Raw genomic sequence first — 20057 nt, 5'->3', positions numbered from 1 at the left:
CATCGTGACCACCACGACCGACCTGGTGTCGTACGAGGACGCGCTGGCGTCGTACGACCCCGTCATGGGCCTCGAGGTCCATGTCGAACTCGGCACCAAGACCAAGATGTTCTGCGGCTGTTCGACGGCCCTCGGTCAGGACGCCAACACCCAGACCTGCCCGGTCTGCCTCGGCCTGCCCGGCGCGCTCCCGGTCGTCAACGCGACCGGCGTGGAGTCGGCGATCAAGATCGGTCTCGCGCTGAACTGCGAGATCGCCGAGTGGTGCCGTTTCGCCCGGAAGAACTACTTCTATCCGGACATGCCGAAGAACTTCCAGACCTCCCAGTACGACGAGCCGATCGCCTTCAACGGCTACCTCGACGTGCAGCTGGAGGACGGCGAGACCTTCCGGGTGGAGATCGAGCGCGCCCACATGGAGGAGGACACCGGCAAGTCGACGCACGTGGGCGGCGCGACGGGCCGGATCCACGGCGCCTCGCACTCGCTGCTGGACTACAACCGCGCGGGCATCCCGCTCATCGAGATCGTCACCAAGCCGATCGAGGGCGCGGGCGCGCGTGCTCCCGAGGTCGCGCGGGCGTACGTCCGTGAGCTGCGCGAGCTCATCAGGGCGCTCGGCGTCTCCGAGGCGCGTATGGAGATGGGCCAGATGCGCTGCGACGTGAACCTGTCGCTGCGCCCGAACGGCACCGAGAAGTTCGGCACCCGCTCGGAGACGAAGAACGTCAACTCGCTGCGGTCCGTGGAGCGCGCGGCCCGTTTCGAGATCATGCGGCACGCGGCCGTGCTGTCCTCCGGCGGCACGATCGTGCAGGAGACCCGCCACTTCCACGAGGACACCGGGTCGACGACCTCGGGCCGCGTGAAGGAGGAGGCCGAGGACTACCGGTACTTCCCGGAGCCCGACCTCGTCCCGGTGGCGCCCTCGCGCGAGTGGGTCGAGGAGATCCGCGCGGCGCTCCCCGAGCTGCCGCTGGTGCGCCGCAACCGCCTGCGCGAGGAGTGGGGCATCTCCGCCACCGACATGCAGGCCATTCTCAACGCCGGTGCCCTGGACCCGATCGTCGCCACGATCGACGCCGGTGCCGACGCGGCCTCCGCCCGCAAGTGGTGGATGGGTGAACTCGCCCGCAGCGCCAACGAGTCCGGCAAGTCGCTGGACGAGCTGTCGATCACGCCGGTCGAGGTCGCCCGCGTCTCCGAGCTGGTCTCGAAGGGCGACCTGAACGACAAGCTGGCCCGGCAGGTCATCGAGGGCGTCCTCGCGGGCGAGGGCACCCCGGACGAGGTCGTCGACAAGCGCGGTCTGAAGGTCGTCTCCGACGAGGGCGCCCTGACGACGGCCGTCGAGGAGGCCATCGCCGGCAACCCGGCCATCGCGGACAAGATCCGCGGCGGCAAGGTCGCCGCGGCCGGTGCCCTGGTGGGCGCGGTCATGAAGGCGACCCGGGGTCAGGCCGACGCGGCACGCGTCAAGGAGCTGATCCTGGAGAAGCTGGGCGTCAGCGAGGGCTGAACCCCCTCGCCGGTACGGCCCCGGAGGCACGTCCTCCGGGGCCGTCGCCGTACCTGCCCGCGGCGTCCCGCGAGCCGTACGGAAACCGTCCGTCCCTGGCCAGGAGGACCGCGGCAGTGGCCCGGCCGCTGACCTGGGCGAGCACCCGGGCGCACGGACGCGGGCCGTCCAGGCCGAGCGCGGGCGCGAGCCCCTACGCGGCCGGACCCTCGGCACGGGGCCGGACCCTCGACACGTGGTCGTGCGCGCGACCAGTGATCCGGCGCTCGCCAAAGGGCGCTACGCTCGCCCGTCATGAGTGGACGCCCCGATTCCGAGAACCCCGCGGACATAGCCGAGGCGGACGAGGTGCACGACGCGCGGCGAGCCCGCTGGACCGCCGTCGCGGTCGGCGCGCTGCTGACCCTGGCCGGCCTCGCCGCCTCCACACTCCGGGCCGGCGGGCCCGCCCCGGCCCTCGTCCCGGCCGCCTACGCCCTCGGTGCCGGTGTCTGCGGCCTCGCGGCCTTCCTCGGCTCCCGCGGACGGACCCGGCGGGCACTGTGGCTGCTGATCGCCGGAGTGACGGTGATGGCGTTCGGCGACCAGTTCGACTGACGTGACAGAGCGGTCGTTACTGTCCTGTGATCTGCCTCCCACTCCTGTGAATAAGCCCACGAACGCATCAAAGGATCACTTTCGCCTGCAAGAGTGGTCCTCGCATTGCTCATGCGTTCTTTGCGGGCTGTTCACCTCATGAACGACTACTCCCGGTCAAAGATCCACAAATCGGAACTACTGGGAGCACGTTCGTGGCAGCCCTCGCACGCTGGTGTGTCCAGCGCCGCCTCGTCGCCGTACTGCTGTGGCTCCTCGCGCTCGGCTCAGTGAGCGCGGGCGCCGTGACAGTGGGCACCGCGTACTCCAACGACTACGAGGTCGCCGGCACCGAGTCGGGCCGCGCCACCCAGCTTTTGAAGGACGGCTTCCCGGGCCTCGGCGGCGACAGCGACACCGTCGTCTGGCACACCGACTCCGGCACGGTCCGCGCCGCCGACGTCCAGCAGACGATGACCCGCACCCTGGAGGAGATCGCCGAGCTGCCCGGGGTGGCCTCGGTGACCGGCCCCTACGACGGTCACGGCGCGTCCCAGGTCAGCGAGGACGGACGTACGGCCTACGCCACCGTCACCTTCGACGACAGCGCCGAGAACATCGACCGCGCCGAGGCGCAGGCCGTCGTCGACACCGCCAAGGAAGCCGAGGCCGACGGGCTCCGGGTGGAGCTCGGGGGCACCGCCGTGGGGCTCACCGAGTCCTCCGGCGGGCATCTCGCCGAGGTGGTCGGAGTGGCCGTCGCCGCCCTGGTGCTCTTCCTCGCCTTCGGCTCGCTCGCCGCCTCCCTGCTGCCCATCGCCACCGCCCTGGTCAGCGTCGGCACCGCCTACGCCGGGACCGTGCTCCTCGGGCACGTCATGACCGTCGCCGACTTCGCGCCCATGCTCGGCATGCTGGTCGGCCTGGGCGTCGGCATCGACTACGCGCTGTTCATCGTCACCCGGCACCGGCGCGGTCTGAAGCGCGGACTGACCGTCGACGAGTCGATCACCAACGCCGTGACGACCACCGGACGGGCCGTCGTGTTCGCGGGTGCCACCGTTTGCATCGCCCTGCTGGGGATGCTGATCCTGCGGCTCAACTTCCTCAACGGCGTCGCGATCGCCGCCTCGCTCACCGTGGTGCTGACCGTCGCGGCCTCGGTGACCCTGCTGCCCGCCCTGCTCTCCTTCATCGGGATGCGCGCCCTGAGCCGCCGTGAGCGGCGCCGGCTGGTCGAGCACGGGCCCGAGCCGGAGCTGCCGACCGGGTTCGCCGCCCGCTGGTCGGCGTTCGTCGAACGCCACCCCAAGGTGCTCGGCGCCCTCGCCCTGGTCGTCATCACGCTCCTCGCCCTGCCCACGCTCTCCCTGCGGCTGGGCACCTCCGACCAGGGCAACAACCCGCAGACTGCCACCACCCGGCAGGCCTACGACCTCCTCGCCGACGGCTTCGGCCCCGGCGTCAACGGCCCGCTGACCCTGGTGACGCAGGTCGACGGCGGCGACGACAAGCTCGCCCTGGACAACCTCGACAGGGCGCTGAAGTCCACCGAGGGCGTCGCCTCCGTGACGCCGGTCACCTTCAACTCGGCCGGAGACACCGCCTACCTCACGCTCGTCCCCGATTCCTCGCCGCAGTCCCAGAGGACCAGCGACCTCGTCGAGCGGCTGCGCTCGGAGGTGCTTCCCCGCGCGGAGACCGGCACCTCGCTCGATGTGCAGGTCGGCGGGGTTACGGCGGGCTACGACGACTTCGCCGACGTCATCGTCGGCAAGCTCCCGCTGTTCGTGGGCGTCGTGGTCGGCCTCGGCTGTCTGCTGCTCCTGCTCGCCTTCCGGTCCATCGGCATCCCGCTGAAGGCCGCCGCGATGAACATCGCCGCCGTGGCCGCCTCCTTCGGCGTCGTCGTCGCGATCTTCCAGTGGGGCTGGGGGAGCGAACTGCTCGGTCTCGGCCGCGCCGGGCCCATCGAGCCCTTCCTCCCCGTGATCATGGTGTCCGTCCTGTTCGGGCTCTCCATGGACTACCAGGTGTTCCTGGTCAGCCGGATGTACGAGGAGTGGCTGGAGACCGGCGACAACCGGCGGGCGGTGCGGATCGGCCTGGCCGAGACCAGCCGGGTGATCAACTCCGCCGCGGTCATCATGATCTCGGTCTTCCTCGCCTTCGTACTCAGCGGTGACCGGGTGATCGCCATGTTCGGCATCGCGCTCGCCGCCGCCGTCGCCCTGGACGCCTTCGTCCTGCGCACCCTGCTCGTCCCCGCCCTCATGCATCTGCTCGGCGGCGCCAACTGGTGGCTGCCACGCTGGCTGGACGCCCGGCTGCCGCGGATCAGCATCGAGCCGCCCGAGGCGCGCGCCGCCCATGAGAGGCTGGCCGACGTCGTGGTGGAGCTCGAGAAGGAGCGGCGGGACGATGTACGCGATATCGCTGGGTGACGACGGGGCGGAGCTGCGTCCGCTGGAGCCCTGGCACGCCGAGGTGTTCCTCGCGCACCTGGAACGGGGCCGGGAGTTCATCAACCAGTACGTCCCCTTCGCCTCCAAGGCCCAGGACGTCGCCGGCGCGCGTGAGGTCCTCCAGCGGTACGCCGACATGCGCGCCGCCGACACCGGGTCCCTGCACGGCCTGTGGCAGGACGGCAAGCTCGTCGGCGGGGTGCTCTTCCTGAACTTCGACGCCGAGGCCCGCAACTGCGAGGTCGGGTGCTGGCTGGAGCCCGCGGGCACCGGACGCGGGCTCGTCACGCGCGCGATGCGGGTGCTGCTGGACCACGCGTTCGACGAGCGCGGGATGCACCGCGTGGAGTGGCACGCGGCGAGCGCCAATGTGCCCAGCGTCAACGTGGCCCGGCGGCTCGGCATGACCCGCGAGGCCGTGCTGCGGCAGAACTACCCCCACCACGGTGTCCGCCACGACACCGAGATCTGGGCGGTCCTCGCCCCCGAGTGGCACGAGGCACGCGCGCGTACCGCTCACAGCGATCATTAAGAAACCTCTCAGACAGCCTCCGTACGGTGCGACACATGGGAACGAAGACAGTGGACGAGACGAAGACCGCCCAGGAGCAGGAGGCCGTCGAGGCCACCGAGCCCACGGACGTCACCAAGACCGACGCCGAGATCCTCGAGAACGGCGACGAGCTCCTCGAGGACGACGGCGACGAGCAGATCCAGGCCACCCGGGAGGGCTCCTCCTTCGTCGGGCAGGGCGCCGCCGCGGTCGTCTCCGCGGCGCTCGGCCTGGTGTCGCTGACGGGCGGCTGGATCGGCACGGTCGCCTCCGCGCGCGAGACCCTCATCGGCCAGCTGGAGACCTCCTCCAGCGCGACCGTGGCCCAGCAGGTCAAGGAGGTCTACGGCGACGCCTGGCAGACCACCGCCCTGTGGGCGGGTCTGTTCGCGCTCCTCGGCCTGATCGTGGGCGTGTTCGCGCTGGCCCGGCCCGCCTTCGGCGCCCCCGGCAAGCCGCAGCCCGTGTGGATCAAGTCGGTCGCCTGGGCGGGCGTCGCCCTCGGCGTGATCGGCCTGCTGATGGCGGTGCTCAAGTACACCGACGTCCTGCTCGGCCTGCCCTCCACCAGCTGAATCACCGCAGGTCCTGAGGGGTCTTAGGGCGTCCGTGAGTACCTTACGGAAGCCCTGAGGCCCCCTCACGCGCGTCTAAGGCCCCGCCCGCCGCCGAAGATGCGGAACTCTCCCGATGTGGCGGACCCCCCTGGGAGACGAGAGTTGAGGCATCGCAGCAAGCGAAGCCCTCGAAACCAACTCTCAGCAGGGGACACCATGTTCGAGTACGAGCTCCACCACCTCCGTTCCGCCGACCTGATCCGCGAGGCCCAGAACGAGCGTCTGGTCCGCGAGATCGTTCGCACGCGCCGCGCCGCCCGCCGGGAAGCCGCCCGCCGGGCCGCCGAGGGCGAGGTGCATAGCTCCCGCCTCGGCCGGCTGCGGACCACCCGCGCCGCATGACCGCCGGGGGACTGGGCGCGGGGCGGCCGGTGAAAACCGGTGCCCCGCAGCCGGAGCCGCGTGCGATGCTCTGGCCCGTGGAGACCCAGTCCGTCAGCCCGGTGTTCGTCGGTCGTGCCGACGAGTTGCAGACCCTGAACGACGCGCTCGCCCGCGCCGGCGCTGCGGGAGAGCCGCAGGCGTTGCTGGTCGGCGGTGAGGCCGGGGTCGGCAAGACCCGCCTGGTCGAGGAGTTCGCGAGCGCCGCCGCCCGCGACGGAGCCGTCGTCGCGCTCGGCGGCTGTGTGGAGATCGGCGCCGACGGACTGCCCTTCGCCCCCTTCTCCACCGCCCTGCGCGCCCTGCGCCACGAACTGCCCGGCGAACTGGCCGAGGCCACCGCGGGCCAGGAGGAGGAACTGGCCCGCCTGCTGCCCGAACTCGGCGAGACCGGCTCCCAGCGGTACGACGAGAACGGCATGGCCCGCCTCTTCGAACTCACCGCCCGACTGCTGGAGCGGGTCGCCGCCGACCGCACCGTCGTCCTCGCCCTGGAGGACCTGCACTGGGCCGACGCCTCCACCCGCCACCTGCTCGCCTACCTCCTGCGCACCCTGCGCACCGGCCGCCTGGTCGTCCTCGCCACCTACCGCTCCGACGACATCCACCGACGCCATCCGCTGCGCCCCCTGCTCGCCGAACTCGACCGGCTGCGCACGGTCCGCCGGATCGAGCTCGCCCGCTTCAGCCGTGCCGAGGTGGGCCGCCAGATCGCCGGGATCCTCGCCGGCGAACCCGACCCCGGCACGGTCGACGAGATCTTCGAACGCTCCGACGGCAACGCCTTCTTCGTCGAGGAACTCGCCGTCGCCGCACACGAGGGCTGCTGCACCGGACTCACCGACTCCCTGCGCGACCTGCTCCTAGTGCGGGTCGAGGCGCTGCCCGAGAGCGCGCAGCGGGTCGCCCGGATCGTCGCCGAGGGCGGCTCCACCGTCGAGTACCGGCTGCTCGCCGCCGTCGCCCGGCTCGCCGAGGACGACCTCATCGAGGCGCTGCGGGCCGCCGTCAACGCCAGCATCCTCACCCCCGCGCCCGCGGGCGACGGCTACCGCTTCCGCCACTCCCTGGTCCGCGAGGCCGTCGGCGACGATCTGCTGCCCGGTGAGCGCTCCCGCCTCAACCGCGCCTACGCCGAGGCCCTGGAGACCGATCCGAGCCTCGTGCCCGCCGACGAACGGGTGATGCGGCTGGCCAGCTACTGGTACCACGCCCACGACCCCGCCAAGGCCCTGCCCGCCGTCCTCGACGCCTCCGTCACGGCCCGCCGCCGGCACGCCCACGCCGAGCAACTCAGGCTCCTGGAACGCGCGATGGAACTGTGGGACACCGCCCCCGCGGAGGTCCGGGCGACCCTGCGCCCCCTCGACTACGCCGAGGCCTACCCGCCCTGCGGCTGCGACCCCGCCACCACACCCCTGCGCTACCTCGACCTGATGGCCGAGGCCGCCGTCGCGGGACGGCTGTGCGGGGAACGGGAACGCGCGCTGAAGATCACCAAGCGGGCGCTGCACCTGCTGGACGGCGAGGGAGACCCCCTGCGCGCCGCCTGGTTCTGGATCCAGCGCTCCCGGCTGGTCCAGGCGCAGGCCCGCGGCGACGGCTGGCAGGAGATCGCCACCGCCCAGGAACTGGTCCGCGGGCTGCCCCCGTCCGAGGTGCACGCCGAGGTGCTGGCCACGGTCGCCGGCTGGGCCATGGTCCACTCACCGGGTCCGGAGGCGATGACCGCGGCCGAGCGTGCCGTCGAGTACGCCCGCATGGTGGGCGCCACCGACATCGAGCTGAACGCCCGTCTCACCCTCGGCGGCCTGCTCGTCGACGCCGGGGACATCGAGACCGGGCTGACCGTGATGTCCGAGGTCCGCCAGCAGTCGGTACGTGCCGGAGTGCCGTCGGTGCTGGGCCGCAGCCACATCAACCTGGCGTCCGCCCTGGAGGGCATCGGCCGCTCCGAGGAGGCGGTCGCCGTCGCGCGCGACGGCCTGCGGCTCGCCCAGGAGCGGGGGTTGACCGACTCCGAGGCCTGGCTCTGGGCCAACCTCGCCGAGGCGCTGATCTCCCTGGGCCACTGGGAGGAGGCCGCTCAGGCGGCGGTCACCGCCCAGCGCACGGGACAGGTCGCCAAGCCGCGCGGCTGCGCCGCCCACTGCCTGGGCACCCTCGCGCTGGCCCGCGGGCGGGTCGAGGAGGCCGCCCGGCATCTGGCCCACGGCCGCGCCGCCTACGGCACCCACGACCCCATGCCCCAGAACGACCTGCCCGTCTCCCGGCTCGCCATCGCCCTCGCCGCCGCGCAGGGCCGACTCCCCGACGCCCGCGCCGAACTCGCGCGCACCCTGGAGACCGGATTCCAGCCCGGCACCCAGCGCTACGCCTGGCCCCTGCTGCTGGCGGCCGCCACCGCCGAGGGCGACGCCCGCGACCTGCCCGCCGCCAGGGAGGGGCGCGGCGAGACCCTGGAGCGCCTCCTCGGAGCCGTGAAGACCCTCACCACCGACGCCCCCCTCTGGTACGCCCACGAGCAGTGGGTCCGCGCGGAACTCCAGCGCGCCGAGGGCCAGGCGCCCCTCGACCTCTGGTCGACGGTGGCCACCGCCTTCGAACAGCTCCAGCGCCCCTACGACCTCGCCCGCGTCCGCCACCGCCTGGCCGAGGCCCTGCTGACGGTCGGCGGCGAGGACGACCGGGCCGCCGCCGCGGAACTGCTCCGTCTGTCCCACGCGGTCGCCGTCCACCTGGGCGCCCGCCCCCTGGCCGACGAGGCCGCCTCCCTCGCCCACCGCGCCCGACTCCCCCTGACCCCCGACGCACCCCGCCCCACCGCCGACCCCCTCGGCCTCACCACCCGGGAACGGGACGTCCTCCGCCTGGTCTCGGCGGGCCGCACCAACCGCCAGATAGCCGAGGAACTCTTCATCTCCCCGAAGACGGCGAGCGTCCACGTCTCCAACATCCTCGCCAAGCTCGGTGTCTCGGGCCGTGGCGAGGCGGCGGCGGTGGCGCACCGGCTGGGCTTGTTCGAGCCGGGGGACAGGGAACGGCTGGGCGCGGGATAATGAGGCCGGCCACAAGGGAGGAGCCGTGTTGTACCAGATCGAGTACACCGAGCGCGCCGCGGCACAGCGGGACGCGCTCGGCGAGGACCGCCGCAAGCTCCTGGAGCGCGGCCTCCTGAAGCTTGCCGAGGACCCCTTCACGCCGGTGTCGCAGGCCGTGAGCGGAGAGGACATCCGGGTGGTGTCCGTCGCCCCCGGCCTGACCGTGGACTACATGGTGCACCGGGCGTTCCTGATCCTCGTCTCCGTGGCGATCCTCGACCGGTCGCTGATAGAGGACGAGTAGCCCTTACCTCACCCGCACCTCCAGGATCCGGTCGTCGCCGTCCTTCGGGTCGCCGCGGCCGTCCGTGTTGCTCGTCGTCAGCCACAGTTTGTCGCCGCCCGCCGAGACCACCGTGCGCAGGCGGCCGTACTCGCCCTCCAGGAAGGGCTGGGGGTCCGCCGAGACCTGCGTGCCCTTCAAGGGGACGCGCCACAGGCGCTCGCCCCTCAGGCCCGCCATCCAGATCGAGCCCTCGGCGTACGCGATGCCGCTCGGGGAGGCTTCGTCGGTGCTCCACTGCGCTATGGGGTTGTGGTAGGCCGGGTCGTCGGACTTGCCCTCCGCCTCCGGCCAGCCGTAGTTGTCGCCGGGCTTGATCGCGTTCAGCTCGTCCCAGGTGTCCTGCCCGAACTCCGCCGCGAACAGGCGCTGTTTGGTGTCCCAGGCCAGGCCCTGGACGTTGCGGTGGCCGTAGGAGTACACGGGGGAGTCGCCGAAGGGGTTGCCCGGGGCGGGTTCGCCCTCCGGGGTCATGCGCAGGATCTTGCCGCCCAGGGACTCCTTGTCCTGGGACAGGCCCGTGTCCCCGCTTTCGCCCGTGCCCGCGTACAGCATCTTGTCGGGGCCGAAGGCGATCCGGCCGCCGTTGTGGATGAAGCCCTTGGGTATGCCCCGGAAGATCGTGTCGGGTGCGCCGAGTTGCTCGCCGGCCGGCTTGTCCTCGTCGACGAGCATGCGGACGATGCGGTTGTCCGAGGCCGAGGTGAAGTAGGCGTAGACCATGTGGTCCGAGGCGTAGTCCGGGGAGAGGGCGAGGCCCATCAGGCCGCCCTCGCCCTCGGGGGAGACCCCGGGCACCTCGCCCACCTCGGTCTTCTTGCCGGTCTCGGGGTCGACTCGGGTGATCGTGGCCTCGTCGCGCGAGGAGACGAGCAGGTCGCCGTCGGGCAGCGGGGCCAGGCCCCAGGGTGTCTCGAGTCCCTCGGCGACCGTGCGCACCACCTCGGCCGAGCCCTTGGCGGGCGGGGTCTCCTCGCTCGCCCCCGACGAGGGCGGCGCCGCCGAGGTCGTATCCCTCGATGCCGCGCCGTCACCGCCGCCCGACGATCCCCCGTCCTCGTCTGAGGAGCACCCCGCCGTCAGCAGGAGGGCGGCCGCGGCCAGTACGGCCGTCACAGCTCGACGTTGCACGATCTTGGTCCCTTCGACGCGGCGGTCCCGACGCGGGTTCTACCTGTCATACACCGCTCGCGCCTCACAGGTTCCCGATCACGAAACCCCGAATCACGGGGCTCGCCGCCGCGCCCGCAGTGAGCCGCCGCTGCCGACGCGGATCAAACGCCCCCGGTCAGTCCCAGGACCCCCGCGCCCCCGGCAACCGCCCCACCTCCGCCAGGTCCTCCGCCGTGAGGCACAGGGAAGCCGCGCCCGCGTTCTGCGTCACCCAGCGTTCCTGTTTCGCGCCCGGGACCGGCACCACGTGCCGGCCCTGTGCCAGGACCCACGCCAGCGCCACCTGGGCCGGGGTGACGTCCTCGCCGTGGCGGTGGGCGATGCGGCGCAGGCCCGCCACGATCGGCTGGTTGGCCGCCATCATCTCCGCGGTGAAGCGCGGGTGCCGGGCGCGTACGTCGTCCGGTTCGAAGCCCTCGCCCGGCGTCAGCGTGCCGGTCAGGAAGCCGTTGCCGAGCGGCATCGCCGCCAGGAAGCCGATGCCGCGAGCCTCGCACCACGGCAGCAGCGACTCCAGTGCCTCCGGCGACCACACCGACAGCTCCGCCTCGACCGCGCTCACCGGGAAGACCTGCTGCATCCGCCGCAACTGCCGCAGCGTGGCGTCGTGCAGCCGGGTACCGGACCGGCGGCCGCCGCGCGCGCCGACCGCGCACAGGCCCAACGCCCTTACCTTGCCCGCCTGTACGAGCTCCGCCATCGCGCCCCAGGTCTCCTCGACCGGGACCTCCGGGTCCGCGCGGTGCAGCTGGTAGAGGTCGATCACATCCGTCTGCAGGCGTCGCAGCGAGGCGTCGCAGGCCCGCTTCACGTACCCGGGGCGGCCGTTGGCCACGATGTGCTGCTCGCCGACCAGCAGACCGACCTTGGTCGAGACGAAGGCGTCCTGCCGACGCTCCTTCAACACCCGCCCCAGCAGCAGCTCGTTGGTGAACGGGCCGTACATGTCGGCCGTGTCCAGCAGCGTCGAGCCCAGATCGAGCGCCCGGTGCACGGCTCGCAGCGACTCGTCACCGCGCTGCCGCGATCCGCTGTACGCCCAGCTCATCGGCATGCACCCGAGTCCGACAGCCCCCACCGCGAGCGCCGCCGCGCCGATCGTCCTGCGCTCCACCTGCTCGTGACCCTCCCTCTTCCGGCACCCCAACCTAACCTCTGCCGTCCGGCACCCCTGACATAGCCTCCTGACATGACTCCTGACGTGTGGCTTCCCATCCCGCCGGAAGAGATCGAAGGGCTCCCCGACGGGCCGCAGTATCGTTTCTGGGACGGTGCCGAGGACTACCCCGCGGACCCCGCCGCGTGCGCCTTCTACGTCGTCCCCTACATGAAGCCGCCGGGCCTCGGGCAGCGTCCGCTGCCCCGGATGAGCTCCGTGCGGGTCGTCCAGACGCTGTCCGCCGGCACCGACCACGTCGAGCCCGGCCTGCGGCATCTGGGTCCCGGCGTCCAGCTCTGCAACGCGCGCGGGGTGCACGAGGCGAGCACCGCCGAGCTCACCCTCGCCCTGATCCTTGCCTCGCTGCGCGGCATCCCGGACTTCGTGCGCGCCCAGGACAAGGGGGAGTGGCGCGGCGGGTTCCGGCCCGCCCTCGCCGACAAGACCGTCCTCATCGTGGGATACGGCTCGATCGGCGCCGCCATCGAGGACCGGCTCGCGCCGTTCGAGCTCGCGCGGGTGGCGCGCGTCGCGCGCTCCGAGCGCACCACGGCGCGCGGTCCAGTGCATCCGCTCACCGAACTGCCCTCCCTGCTCCCGGAGGCGGACGTCGTCGTACTGTCCACACCGCTCACCTCGTCCACCCGGCACCTGGTCGACGCCGCCTTCCTGGCCCGGATGAAGGACGGCGCGCTGCTGGTGAACGTCGCCCGGGGCGCCGTCGTCGACATCAAGGCCCTGCTCGCGGAACTGGAGAACGGGCGCATCACCGCGGCCCTCGACGTCACCGACCCCGAGCCGCTGCCCCCCGGCCACCCCTTGTGGCAGGCGCCCGGAGTGCTCATCAGCCCGCACGTGGGCGGCCCGACATCCGCCTTCCTGCCGCGCGCCAAGCGGCTGCTGGCGGACCAGTTGCACCGATTCGTGAACCGGGAGCCCCTGCGCAACGTGATCCTTACAACGGGTGTCCCCAGCGGCCCCGCAACCGACGTGACGGCCACGTAATCCGGTTCGGGTACCCTCCGCAACCTTGCGGAAGCGGTCCGTGCCCGCACCCCCGTTGATCGTCACGGAGCGTAGAGAACCTATGTCCCTGAGTGACGAGACTGGTGTATCGTCCCGACAGGGGCTGCGCCGCGCACCGTTCGGCGCCGGGGATGGACATTTCAGACTGTGAGGGGGGCGACGGGCGATGCACGGCCTATGGACCAACGATCCGACGCGGCGGGGCCGCCGGCGGCGACCCTGGCGCACGACCGCGCGCAGACGCGGCCACCACGGCGGTCACCACAGCCACCACCGCAGGCACAGCGGCCGCAGGAGGCACACACACCCAGCGCACCGGGACACTCGGGACCCGGGTGCGGCGCGGACCGGGAGGGACCGGTGATCTCGCCGCCCCCCACCATGCTGCGCGGAGCGCTGCGGGCCCAGCCCGCCTCGGGGGCGCTGCCCCGGCCGCCGTCCACCGGCGGCGGGGCCGGTCTGGTCCCCCAACTCGCCCTGGCCCTGGTGTGCGCGGGATACGCCGTCGGTTCCGCGTGCGGCTGGGGTTCGAGCCAACTCGCCCTGATCATGGGTGACTTCGGGCTGAGCGCCGCGGCGGCCGCCGCGGCAGTCTCCTGCTTCGTCTACGCCCGCAACCGCCGGATCCGCTTCCGGCCGGCCTGGCTGCTGTTCGCCCTCTCCTCACTGATGGCCGCCCTGGGCAACCTGGTCTGGGGGTGGTACGAGGTCGTCCTGGAGCGGCCCGTGCCCAGCCCGTCCTACGCGGACGGGTTCTTCCTCTGCTTCGCCCCGCCCGCCATCGTGGGACTCCTGGTGCTCGCCAAGCGCCCGGTGACCAAGGCCGGTTGGGTCTGTCTCGGGCTCGACGCCTGGCTGATCGGCGGCTCCCTGCTCACCCTGGCGTGGAGCCTCGCCCTGGCCCAGACCGCGGCGGAGTCCGAGGCGACGAGCGTGGCGCACACCGCGCTCTCGCTCGCCTACCCGCTGCTGGACATCGCCCTGGTCAGCATGGTGCTCGCGCTGCACTTCCGGCGCTCCTCGGTGAACCGCACGGCCGTCAACACCGCGATCGGCGCCCTCGCCCTGACCGTGATGTGCGACGCGCTGTTCACATCGCCGCTGATGCACAACAACTACCGTTCCGGCCAACTCCTCGACGCGGGCTGGTTCGCGGGCTCGCTGCTGCTGGCCTACGCCCCCTGGGCCACACCCCGGCGCGGCGACGCCGAGCGGCAGGAGAGCGAGGGGTACACGCGCGTGGTGCACGAGCACCTACCGGGACAGCGCGGTGGCGGCCACCACCACCTGCCCGCGCAGGGAGGTGATCACAGCCGGTACCCGGCGGCCCGGCCGATCGCCGGTTCGCTGGCCGCTCTCACGCCCTATCTCGCGGCCGCCGTCTGCACGTTGGGGATTCTCTACAACGTCCTCAACGGCCGCAGCGTCGACCGGATCGTGCTCATCACCGGCGGCACCGTGGTGCTCGCCCTCGTGATGCGCCAGGGCATCATGCTGCTCGACAACATCACCCTCACCCAGGAACTGGCGCAGAAGGAGAACCACTTCCGCTCCCTGGTGCAGGGCTCCAGCGACGTCATCATGATCGCCGCGCCGAACGGCATCCTCCGCTACGTCTCCCCGGCCGCGGCCGGCGTCTACGGCCGCCCCGCGGAGGAGCTGGTGGGGACCGAACTCGCCAACCTGATCCACCCGGAGGACCTGGGCTGTGTGGTGCACGAGGTGCGCCGCTTCCTCGCCGCCAGCCCCCTGGAGGAAGCCACCACGCGCATCGAGTGCCGCTTCCGGTCCGGCGACGGTGGCTGGCTCAACGTCGAGTCCACCGTCAACCGCCACCACGGCGGCCTCATCTTCAACAGCCGGGACGTGACCGAACGCGTGCGCCTGCAGGCGCAGCTCCAGCACAACGCCGAGCACGACCCGCTCACCGACCTGCCCAACCGCGCCCTGTTCACCAAGCGCGTCCAGCAGGCGCTCTCCGGCCGCCGTGCCTCCGACCGCGGCGCCGCCCTGCGCGGCACCGCCGTCCTCTTCATCGACCTCGACGGCTTCAAGGCCGTCAACGACACCATCGGGCACCAGGCCGGGGACGAACTGCTCGTCCAGGCCGCCCGCCGACTCCAGGAGGCGGTCCGGCACGGGGACACCGCCTCCCGGCTCGGCGGGGACGAGTTCGCCGCGCTCATCGTCGGGGACGGCACCCGCGACCGTACCGCTCGCGAACGGAACATCCTGGAGCTCGCCGACCGCCTCAGGGTCACCCTGTCCCAGCCGTACGTCATCGACGGCAACGATGTCCGGGTCAACGCCTCCATCGGGGTCGCCTTCGCCGAGCCGGGCCTCGGCGCGGGAGAGCTGTTGCGCAACGCCGACCTCGCGATGTACCGCGCCAAGGCGGGCGGCAAAGGCCGGGTCGAGCTGTACAAGCCGCAGATGCAGCAGGACGTCGTACGCAAGGCGGAGCTGGCCACGCGACTGCGGGCGGCGCTGCACGACGGCGAGTTCGCGCTGCTGCACCAGCCGGTGGTGTCGCTGGAGGACGGCCGGATCACATCGGTCGCCGCCCAGGCCCGCTGGCGGTCCTCGCAAGGCGTGCTGTTCACGCCCGCCGAGTTCCTGCGGGTGTCCGAGGACAGCGACAAGACCGCCGAGCTGGGGCGCTGGATGCTCCAGGAGGCCGTCGAACAGGCCGCCGAGCGCACCGCCACGGGGCTCGCGGTGCCGGTCTGCGTCCGGATGAGCGCGCGTCGGCTGCTGGACCGCTCGATGCCGCTCGACTCGATCGAGGCCCTGCTCACCCGGCACGGGCTGCCCTCGGGTTCGCTGGTGATCGAGCTGTCCGACACCGACGTACGCGTCTCGCTGGACGAGCTGGAGCGCAGGCTGAGCGCGTTGCGCAGGCTCGGCGTGCGGATCGCGCTGGACGGCTTCGGCAGTGGCTGTGCGGCGATCACCGCGCTGCGCAGACTCCCCGTCGACATCCTCAAGGTCGACCGCGGTCTGGTCGAGGGCGTCGTCGAGTCCGCGCGGCTGCACAAGATCACCAGTGGACTGCTGCGGATCGCCACCGATCTGGGGCTGCAGTCCGTGGCCGACGGCGTGGACCTGCCCGAGCAGGTGGTGGCGCTCCGCGCGATGGGCTGCACGCACGGACAGGGCATGGCCTTCTCCGGCCCGCTGGACGAGTACCGGCTCCGCAGAGCGCTCGGATCCGGCCATTATCCGGTCCCGCACGGACCGGTGGAGCCCGCGTTCGCCGGGGGCGCCGCACCGGTGTACACCGGAAGTGTGTCCGCTGTTCTCGGAGGCGGCAGTGCCCATCGCTCACATAATGAGACGCCCGTCCCACCACCTTGACACGCGACGCGTGCCGGGGGGAGGGTCAGTGCCATGCGCACCCGAATTCTCGTACTTGGAAAGCGCGTCGGCTGACGCTGAGCCCTTGATCGCTCAGCGACCCACTCCCGGCGCGCTCCCCTCGCTTGCCTTACGGCACGAGGGGTTTTTTGTTGCACAGGCACCTGCCGAGCAGCAGCCGTACCCCGCCCAAACTTCGCAAAAACCCTCAGCATCGAGAAGAGAATGCCGATGACCGAGCAGGCCACCGGGGCCCATCATCCGCAGCCGCGGCCCCGTTCCGGAGGACAGCAGTCCGCGCCCGAGCACGTCACGGGTGCGCAGTCCCTCATTCGCTCTCTCGAGGAGGTCGGCGCCGACACCGTATTCGGCATTCCCGGCGGTGCCATCCTCCCGGCGTACGACCCGCTGATGGACTCCACCAAGGTGCGCCACGTCCTGGTCCGCCACGAGCAGGGCGCGGGCCACGCCGCCACCGGCTACGCGCAGGCCACCGGCAAGGTCGGCGTCTGCATGGCGACCTCCGGCCCCGGTGCCACCAACCTGGTCACCCCGATCGCCGACGCGCACATGGACTCGGTGCCCATGGTCGCGATCACCGGGCAGGTCGCCTCCAAGGCGATCGGCACCGACGCCTTCCAGGAGGCGGACATCGTCGGCATCACCATGCCGATCACCAAGCACAACTTCCTGGTCACCAAGGCCGAGGACATCCCGCGGGTGATCGCGCAGGCCTTCCACATCGCCGCCACCGGCCGCCCCGGCCCGGTCCTGGTCGACATCGCCAAGGACGCGCTCCAGGCGCAGACGACCTTCTCCTGGCCGCCCACCATGGACCTGCCCGGCTACCGCCCGGTGACCAAGCCGCACGCCAAGCAGATCCGCGAGGCCGCCAAGCTGATCACCTCCGCCAAGCGGCCGATCCTCTACGTCGGTGGCGGCGTCCTCAAGGCGCAGGCCACCGCGGAGCTGAAGGTACTCGCCGAGCTGACCGGCGCGCCCGTCACCACCACCCTGATGGCGCTCGGCGCATTCCCCGACACCCACCAGCAGCACCTGGGCATGCCCGGTATGCACGGCTCGGTCGCCGCCGTCACCGGTCTGCAGAAGGCCGACCTGATCGTCGCCCTCGGCGCCCGCTTCGACGACCGCGTCACGGGCAAGCTGGACAGCTTCGCGCCGTACGCCAAGATCGTGCACGCGGACATCGACCCGGCCGAGATCGGCAAGAACCGGGCCGCGGACGTGCCGATCGTGGGTGACGCGCGTGAGGTCATCGCCGATCTGATCCAGGCCGTGCAGAAGGAGCACAGCGAGGGGCACCGGGGCGACTACGAGGCCTGGTGGAAGGACCTCAGCCGCTGGCGCGAGACCTACCCGCTCGGCTACGACCAGCCCGAGGACGGCTCGCTCTCCCCGCAGCAGGTCATCCAGCGCATCGGCCAACTCGCCCCGCAGGGAACGATCTTCGCGGCGGGCGTCGGCCAGCACCAGATGTGGGCCGCGCACTTCATCGACTACGACAAGCCGGCGACCTGGCTCAACTCCGGCGGCGCCGGAACCATGGGCTACGCGGTCCCGGCGGCCATGGGCGCCAAGGCCGGAGCCCCGGACCAGACCGTCTGGGCGATCGACGGCGACGGCTGCTTCCAGATGACCAATCAGGAACTCACCACCTGCGCCCTGAACAACATCCCGATCAAGGTCGCCATCATCAACAACGGCGCCCTCGGGATGGTCCGCCAGTGGCAGACCCTCTTCTACAACCAGCGCTACTCCAACACCGTGCTGCACAGCGGCCCGGAGGCGGACGGCAAGTCGCCGAGCGCCGGCACCCGCGTCCCCGACTTCGTCAAGCTGTCGGAGGCCATGGGCTGTTACGCGATCCGCTGCGAGGACCCGGCCGACCTCGACAAGGTCATCGAGGAGGCGAACTCGATCAACGACCGCCCGGTCGTCATCGACTTCATCGTCCACGAGGACGCCATGGTGTGGCCGATGGTCGCCGCCGGAACCTCCAACGACGAGATCATGGCCGCCCGGGACGTCCGCCCCGACTTCGGCGACAACGAAGACGACTGAAGCAGAGAGACGTAGAAGATCATGTCCAAGCACACGCTCTCGGTCCTGGTGGAGAACACGCCCGGCATCCTGGCGCGGATCGCCGCCCTGTTCTCCCGCCGCGGCTTCAACATCGACTCGCTCGCGGTCGGCGTCACCGAGCACCCCGACATCTCCCGCATCACCATCGTGGTGAGCGTCGACGACCTGCCGCTCGAGCAGGTCACCAAGCAGCTCAACAAGCTCGTCAACGTGCTGAAGATCGTCGAGCTGGAGCCCGGTTCGGCCGTTCAGCGGGAACTCGTTCTGGTGAAGGTGCGCGCCGACAACGAGACGCGCTCCCAGATCGTCGAGATCGTCCAGCTGTTCCGCGCCAAGACCGTCGACGTCTCCCCGGAGGCCGTGACGATCGAGGCCACCGGTTCCAGCGACAAGCTGGAGGCGATGCTGAAGATGCTGGAGCCGTTCGGCATCAAGGAACTCGTCCAGTCCGGCACGATCGCGATCGGCCGCGGCGCGCGCTCGATCACGGACCGGTCACTGCGCGCCCTCGACCGGTCGGCGTAGCGACGGTTCCGGGCGGCCGGGCACAACCGGCCGCCCGTATACCGAGACCCCCGAACTTCCCTTCCGCCCGCCGTCATACGGTGGAACGCAACACCTGCACACAAGGAGAGAACCCAAAGTGGCCGAGCTGTTCTACGACGCCGACGCCGACCTGTCCATCATCCAGGGCCGCAAGGTCGCGGTCATCGGTTACGGCAGCCAGGGCCACGCCCACGCGCTGTCGCTCCGTGACTCGGGTGTCGACGTGCGCGTCGGTCTGCACGAGGGCTCCAAGTCCAAGGCCAAGGCCGAGGAGCAGGGCCTGCGCGTGGTGACCCCGTCCGAGGCCGCCGCCGAGGCCGACGTCATCATGATCCTCGTCCCGGACCCGATCCAGGCCCAGGTCTACGAGGAGTCCATCAAGGACAACCTCAAGGACGGCGACGCGCTGTTCTTCGGCCACGGCCTGAACATCCGCTTCGACTTCATCAAGCCCCCGGCCGGCGTGGACGTCTGCATGGTCGCCCCGAAGGGCCCGGGCCACCTGGTCCGCCGTCAGTACGAGGAGGGCCGCGGCGTTCCCTGCATCGCCGCCGTCGAGCAGGACGCCACCGGCAACGCCTTCGCGCTCGCCCTGTCGTACGCCAAGGGCATCGGCGGCACCCGCGCCGGCGTCATCAAGACCACCTTCACCGAGGAGACCGAGACCGACCTGTTCGGTGAGCAGGCCGTCCTCTGCGGTGGTACGGCCGCCCTGGTCAAGGCCGGGTTCGAGACGCTGACCGAGGCCGGCTACCAGCCGGAGATCGCGTACTTCGAGTGCCTGCACGAGCTGAAGCTGATCGTGGACCTCATGTACGAGGGCGGCCTGGAGAAGATGCGCTGGTCGATCTCCGAGACCGCCGAGTGGGGCGACTACGTCACCGGCCCGCGGATCATCACCGACGCCACCAAGGCCGAGATGAAGAAGGTCCTCGCCGAGATCCAGGACGGCACCTTCGCGCGTGAGTGGATGGCCGAGTACCACGGCGGTCTGAAGAAGTACAACGAGTACAAGCAGCAGGACTCCGAGCACCTGCTGGAGACCACCGGCAAGGAGCTGCGCAAGCTCATGAGCTGGGTCAACGAGGACGCGTAAGCAGCGGGGCCACGGGGTCGGAGCGTTCGCTCCGGCCCCGTTGTCCACATCGTCCAGCCACGGACGAGTGATCCTTCCGCTGAGGCGTAAGACGCCTCAGCC

At 71.3% G+C, this 20057-nt stretch carries 15 protein-coding genes; 13 read left to right on the top strand and 2 right to left on the bottom strand.

The window, feature by feature from the left end; all coding sequences use genetic code 11:
- Position 1: 1 nt before the first annotated feature.
- The 8 genes from gatB to ACWDRW_RS09725 all read left to right on the top strand — a co-directional run bounded on the left by gatB (position 2) and on the right by ACWDRW_RS09725 (position 9456).
- Positions 2–1519, top strand: a complete 1518-nt coding sequence (gatB, locus tag ACWDRW_RS09760) for an Asp-tRNA(Asn)/Glu-tRNA(Gln) amidotransferase subunit GatB (protein ID WP_451721815.1) — start codon at positions 2–4, stop codon at positions 1517–1519.
- Positions 1520–1813: 294 nt separating this feature from the next.
- A complete protein-coding gene (locus tag ACWDRW_RS09755) occupies positions 1814–2116 on the top strand; it encodes a hypothetical protein (protein ID WP_451721755.1) in 303 nt (100 codons plus the stop codon).
- Between the two features lie 194 nt (positions 2117–2310).
- Positions 2311–4539, top strand: a complete 2229-nt coding sequence (locus ACWDRW_RS09750; protein ID WP_451721754.1) for an MMPL family transporter — start codon at positions 2311–2313, stop codon at positions 4537–4539.
- Positions 4517–5092, top strand: a complete 576-nt coding sequence (locus ACWDRW_RS09745) for a GNAT family N-acetyltransferase (protein WP_451721753.1) — start codon at positions 4517–4519, stop codon at positions 5090–5092. The genes ACWDRW_RS09750 and ACWDRW_RS09745 overlap by 23 nt, the downstream gene beginning before the upstream one ends.
- Before the next feature lie 35 nt (positions 5093–5127).
- Positions 5128–5688 (top strand): hypothetical protein, encoded by a 561-nt coding sequence (locus tag ACWDRW_RS09740; protein ID WP_451721752.1) that lies wholly within the window; start codon positions 5128–5130, stop codon positions 5686–5688.
- A 198-nt stretch (positions 5689–5886) separates the two neighbouring features.
- Positions 5887–6072: a hypothetical protein gene (locus ACWDRW_RS09735; protein WP_451721751.1), complete on the top strand. Its 186-nt coding sequence runs from the start codon at positions 5887–5889 to the stop codon at positions 6070–6072.
- A 65-nt stretch (positions 6073–6137) separates the two neighbouring features.
- Complete coding sequence (locus tag ACWDRW_RS09730; protein WP_451721814.1) at positions 6138–9170, top strand: helix-turn-helix transcriptional regulator; 3033 nt, start codon at positions 6138–6140, stop codon at positions 9168–9170.
- Positions 9171–9195: 25 nt separating this feature from the next.
- The gene (locus ACWDRW_RS09725) at positions 9196–9456 is read left to right on the top strand and encodes a hypothetical protein (RefSeq protein ID WP_451721750.1); all 261 of its coding nucleotides are present in this window, start codon (positions 9196–9198) and stop codon (positions 9454–9456) included.
- Positions 9457–9459: 3 nt separating this feature from the next.
- Here ACWDRW_RS09725 and ACWDRW_RS09720 read toward each other — a convergent pair whose 3' ends face one another.
- Positions 9460–10626: a PQQ-dependent sugar dehydrogenase gene (locus ACWDRW_RS09720; protein ID WP_451721749.1), complete on the bottom strand. Its 1167-nt coding sequence runs from the start codon at positions 10624–10626 to the stop codon at positions 9460–9462.
- A gap of 157 nt (positions 10627–10783) precedes the next feature.
- On the bottom strand, positions 10784–11782 hold the full coding sequence (locus ACWDRW_RS09715) for an aldo/keto reductase (protein ID WP_451721748.1): 999 nt from the start codon (positions 11780–11782) through the stop codon (positions 10784–10786).
- Positions 11783–11857: 75 nt separating this feature from the next.
- On the opposite strand from ACWDRW_RS09715, the gene ACWDRW_RS09710 reads away from it, so the two are divergent.
- From ACWDRW_RS09710 to ilvC, 5 genes are all read left to right on the top strand, one after another.
- A complete protein-coding gene (locus tag ACWDRW_RS09710; protein ID WP_451721747.1) occupies positions 11858–12832 on the top strand; it encodes a 2-hydroxyacid dehydrogenase in 975 nt (324 codons plus the stop codon).
- Between the two features lie 384 nt (positions 12833–13216).
- Positions 13217–16210 (top strand): putative bifunctional diguanylate cyclase/phosphodiesterase, encoded by a 2994-nt coding sequence (locus ACWDRW_RS09705; protein ID WP_451721813.1) that lies wholly within the window; start codon positions 13217–13219, stop codon positions 16208–16210.
- Positions 16211–16435: 225 nt separating this feature from the next.
- The gene (locus ACWDRW_RS09700; RefSeq protein WP_451721746.1) at positions 16436–18292 is read left to right on the top strand and encodes an acetolactate synthase large subunit; all 1857 of its coding nucleotides are present in this window, start codon (positions 16436–16438) and stop codon (positions 18290–18292) included.
- 21 nt (positions 18293–18313) lie between these two features.
- Positions 18314–18838, top strand: coding sequence for an acetolactate synthase small subunit (ilvN, locus tag ACWDRW_RS09695; RefSeq protein WP_093722996.1), 525 nt, complete (start codon positions 18314–18316; stop codon positions 18836–18838).
- A gap of 118 nt (positions 18839–18956) precedes the next feature.
- Complete coding sequence (gene ilvC / locus ACWDRW_RS09690) at positions 18957–19955, top strand: ketol-acid reductoisomerase (RefSeq protein WP_451721745.1); 999 nt, start codon at positions 18957–18959, stop codon at positions 19953–19955.
- The last annotated feature ends 102 nt before the right edge of the window (positions 19956–20057 follow it).

The organism is Streptomyces sp. NPDC003635, assembly GCF_053587635.1.
The sequence above is the reverse complement of the archived record's forward strand: the minus strand, read 5'-3'. Positions and strand labels throughout refer to the sequence as shown.

Coding starts and splice junctions, on each gene's coding strand:
- ACWDRW_RS09755 (WP_451721755.1), top strand. CDS start 1,814: ATGAGTGGACGCCCCGATTCCGAGAACCCCGCGGACATAGCCGAGGCG.
- ACWDRW_RS09745 (WP_451721753.1), top strand. CDS start 4,517: ATGTACGCGATATCGCTGGGTGACGACGGGGCGGAGCTGCGTCCGCTG.
- ACWDRW_RS09740 (WP_451721752.1), top strand. CDS start 5,128: ATGGGAACGAAGACAGTGGACGAGACGAAGACCGCCCAGGAGCAGGAG.
- ACWDRW_RS09735 (WP_451721751.1), top strand. CDS start 5,887: ATGTTCGAGTACGAGCTCCACCACCTCCGTTCCGCCGACCTGATCCGC.
- ACWDRW_RS09730 (WP_451721814.1), top strand. CDS start 6,138: ATGCTCTGGCCCGTGGAGACCCAGTCCGTCAGCCCGGTGTTCGTCGGT.
- ACWDRW_RS09710 (WP_451721747.1), top strand. CDS start 11,858: ATGACTCCTGACGTGTGGCTTCCCATCCCGCCGGAAGAGATCGAAGGG.
- ACWDRW_RS09700 (WP_451721746.1), top strand. CDS start 16,436: ATGCCGATGACCGAGCAGGCCACCGGGGCCCATCATCCGCAGCCGCGG.
- ilvN (WP_093722996.1), top strand. CDS start 18,314: ATGTCCAAGCACACGCTCTCGGTCCTGGTGGAGAACACGCCCGGCATC.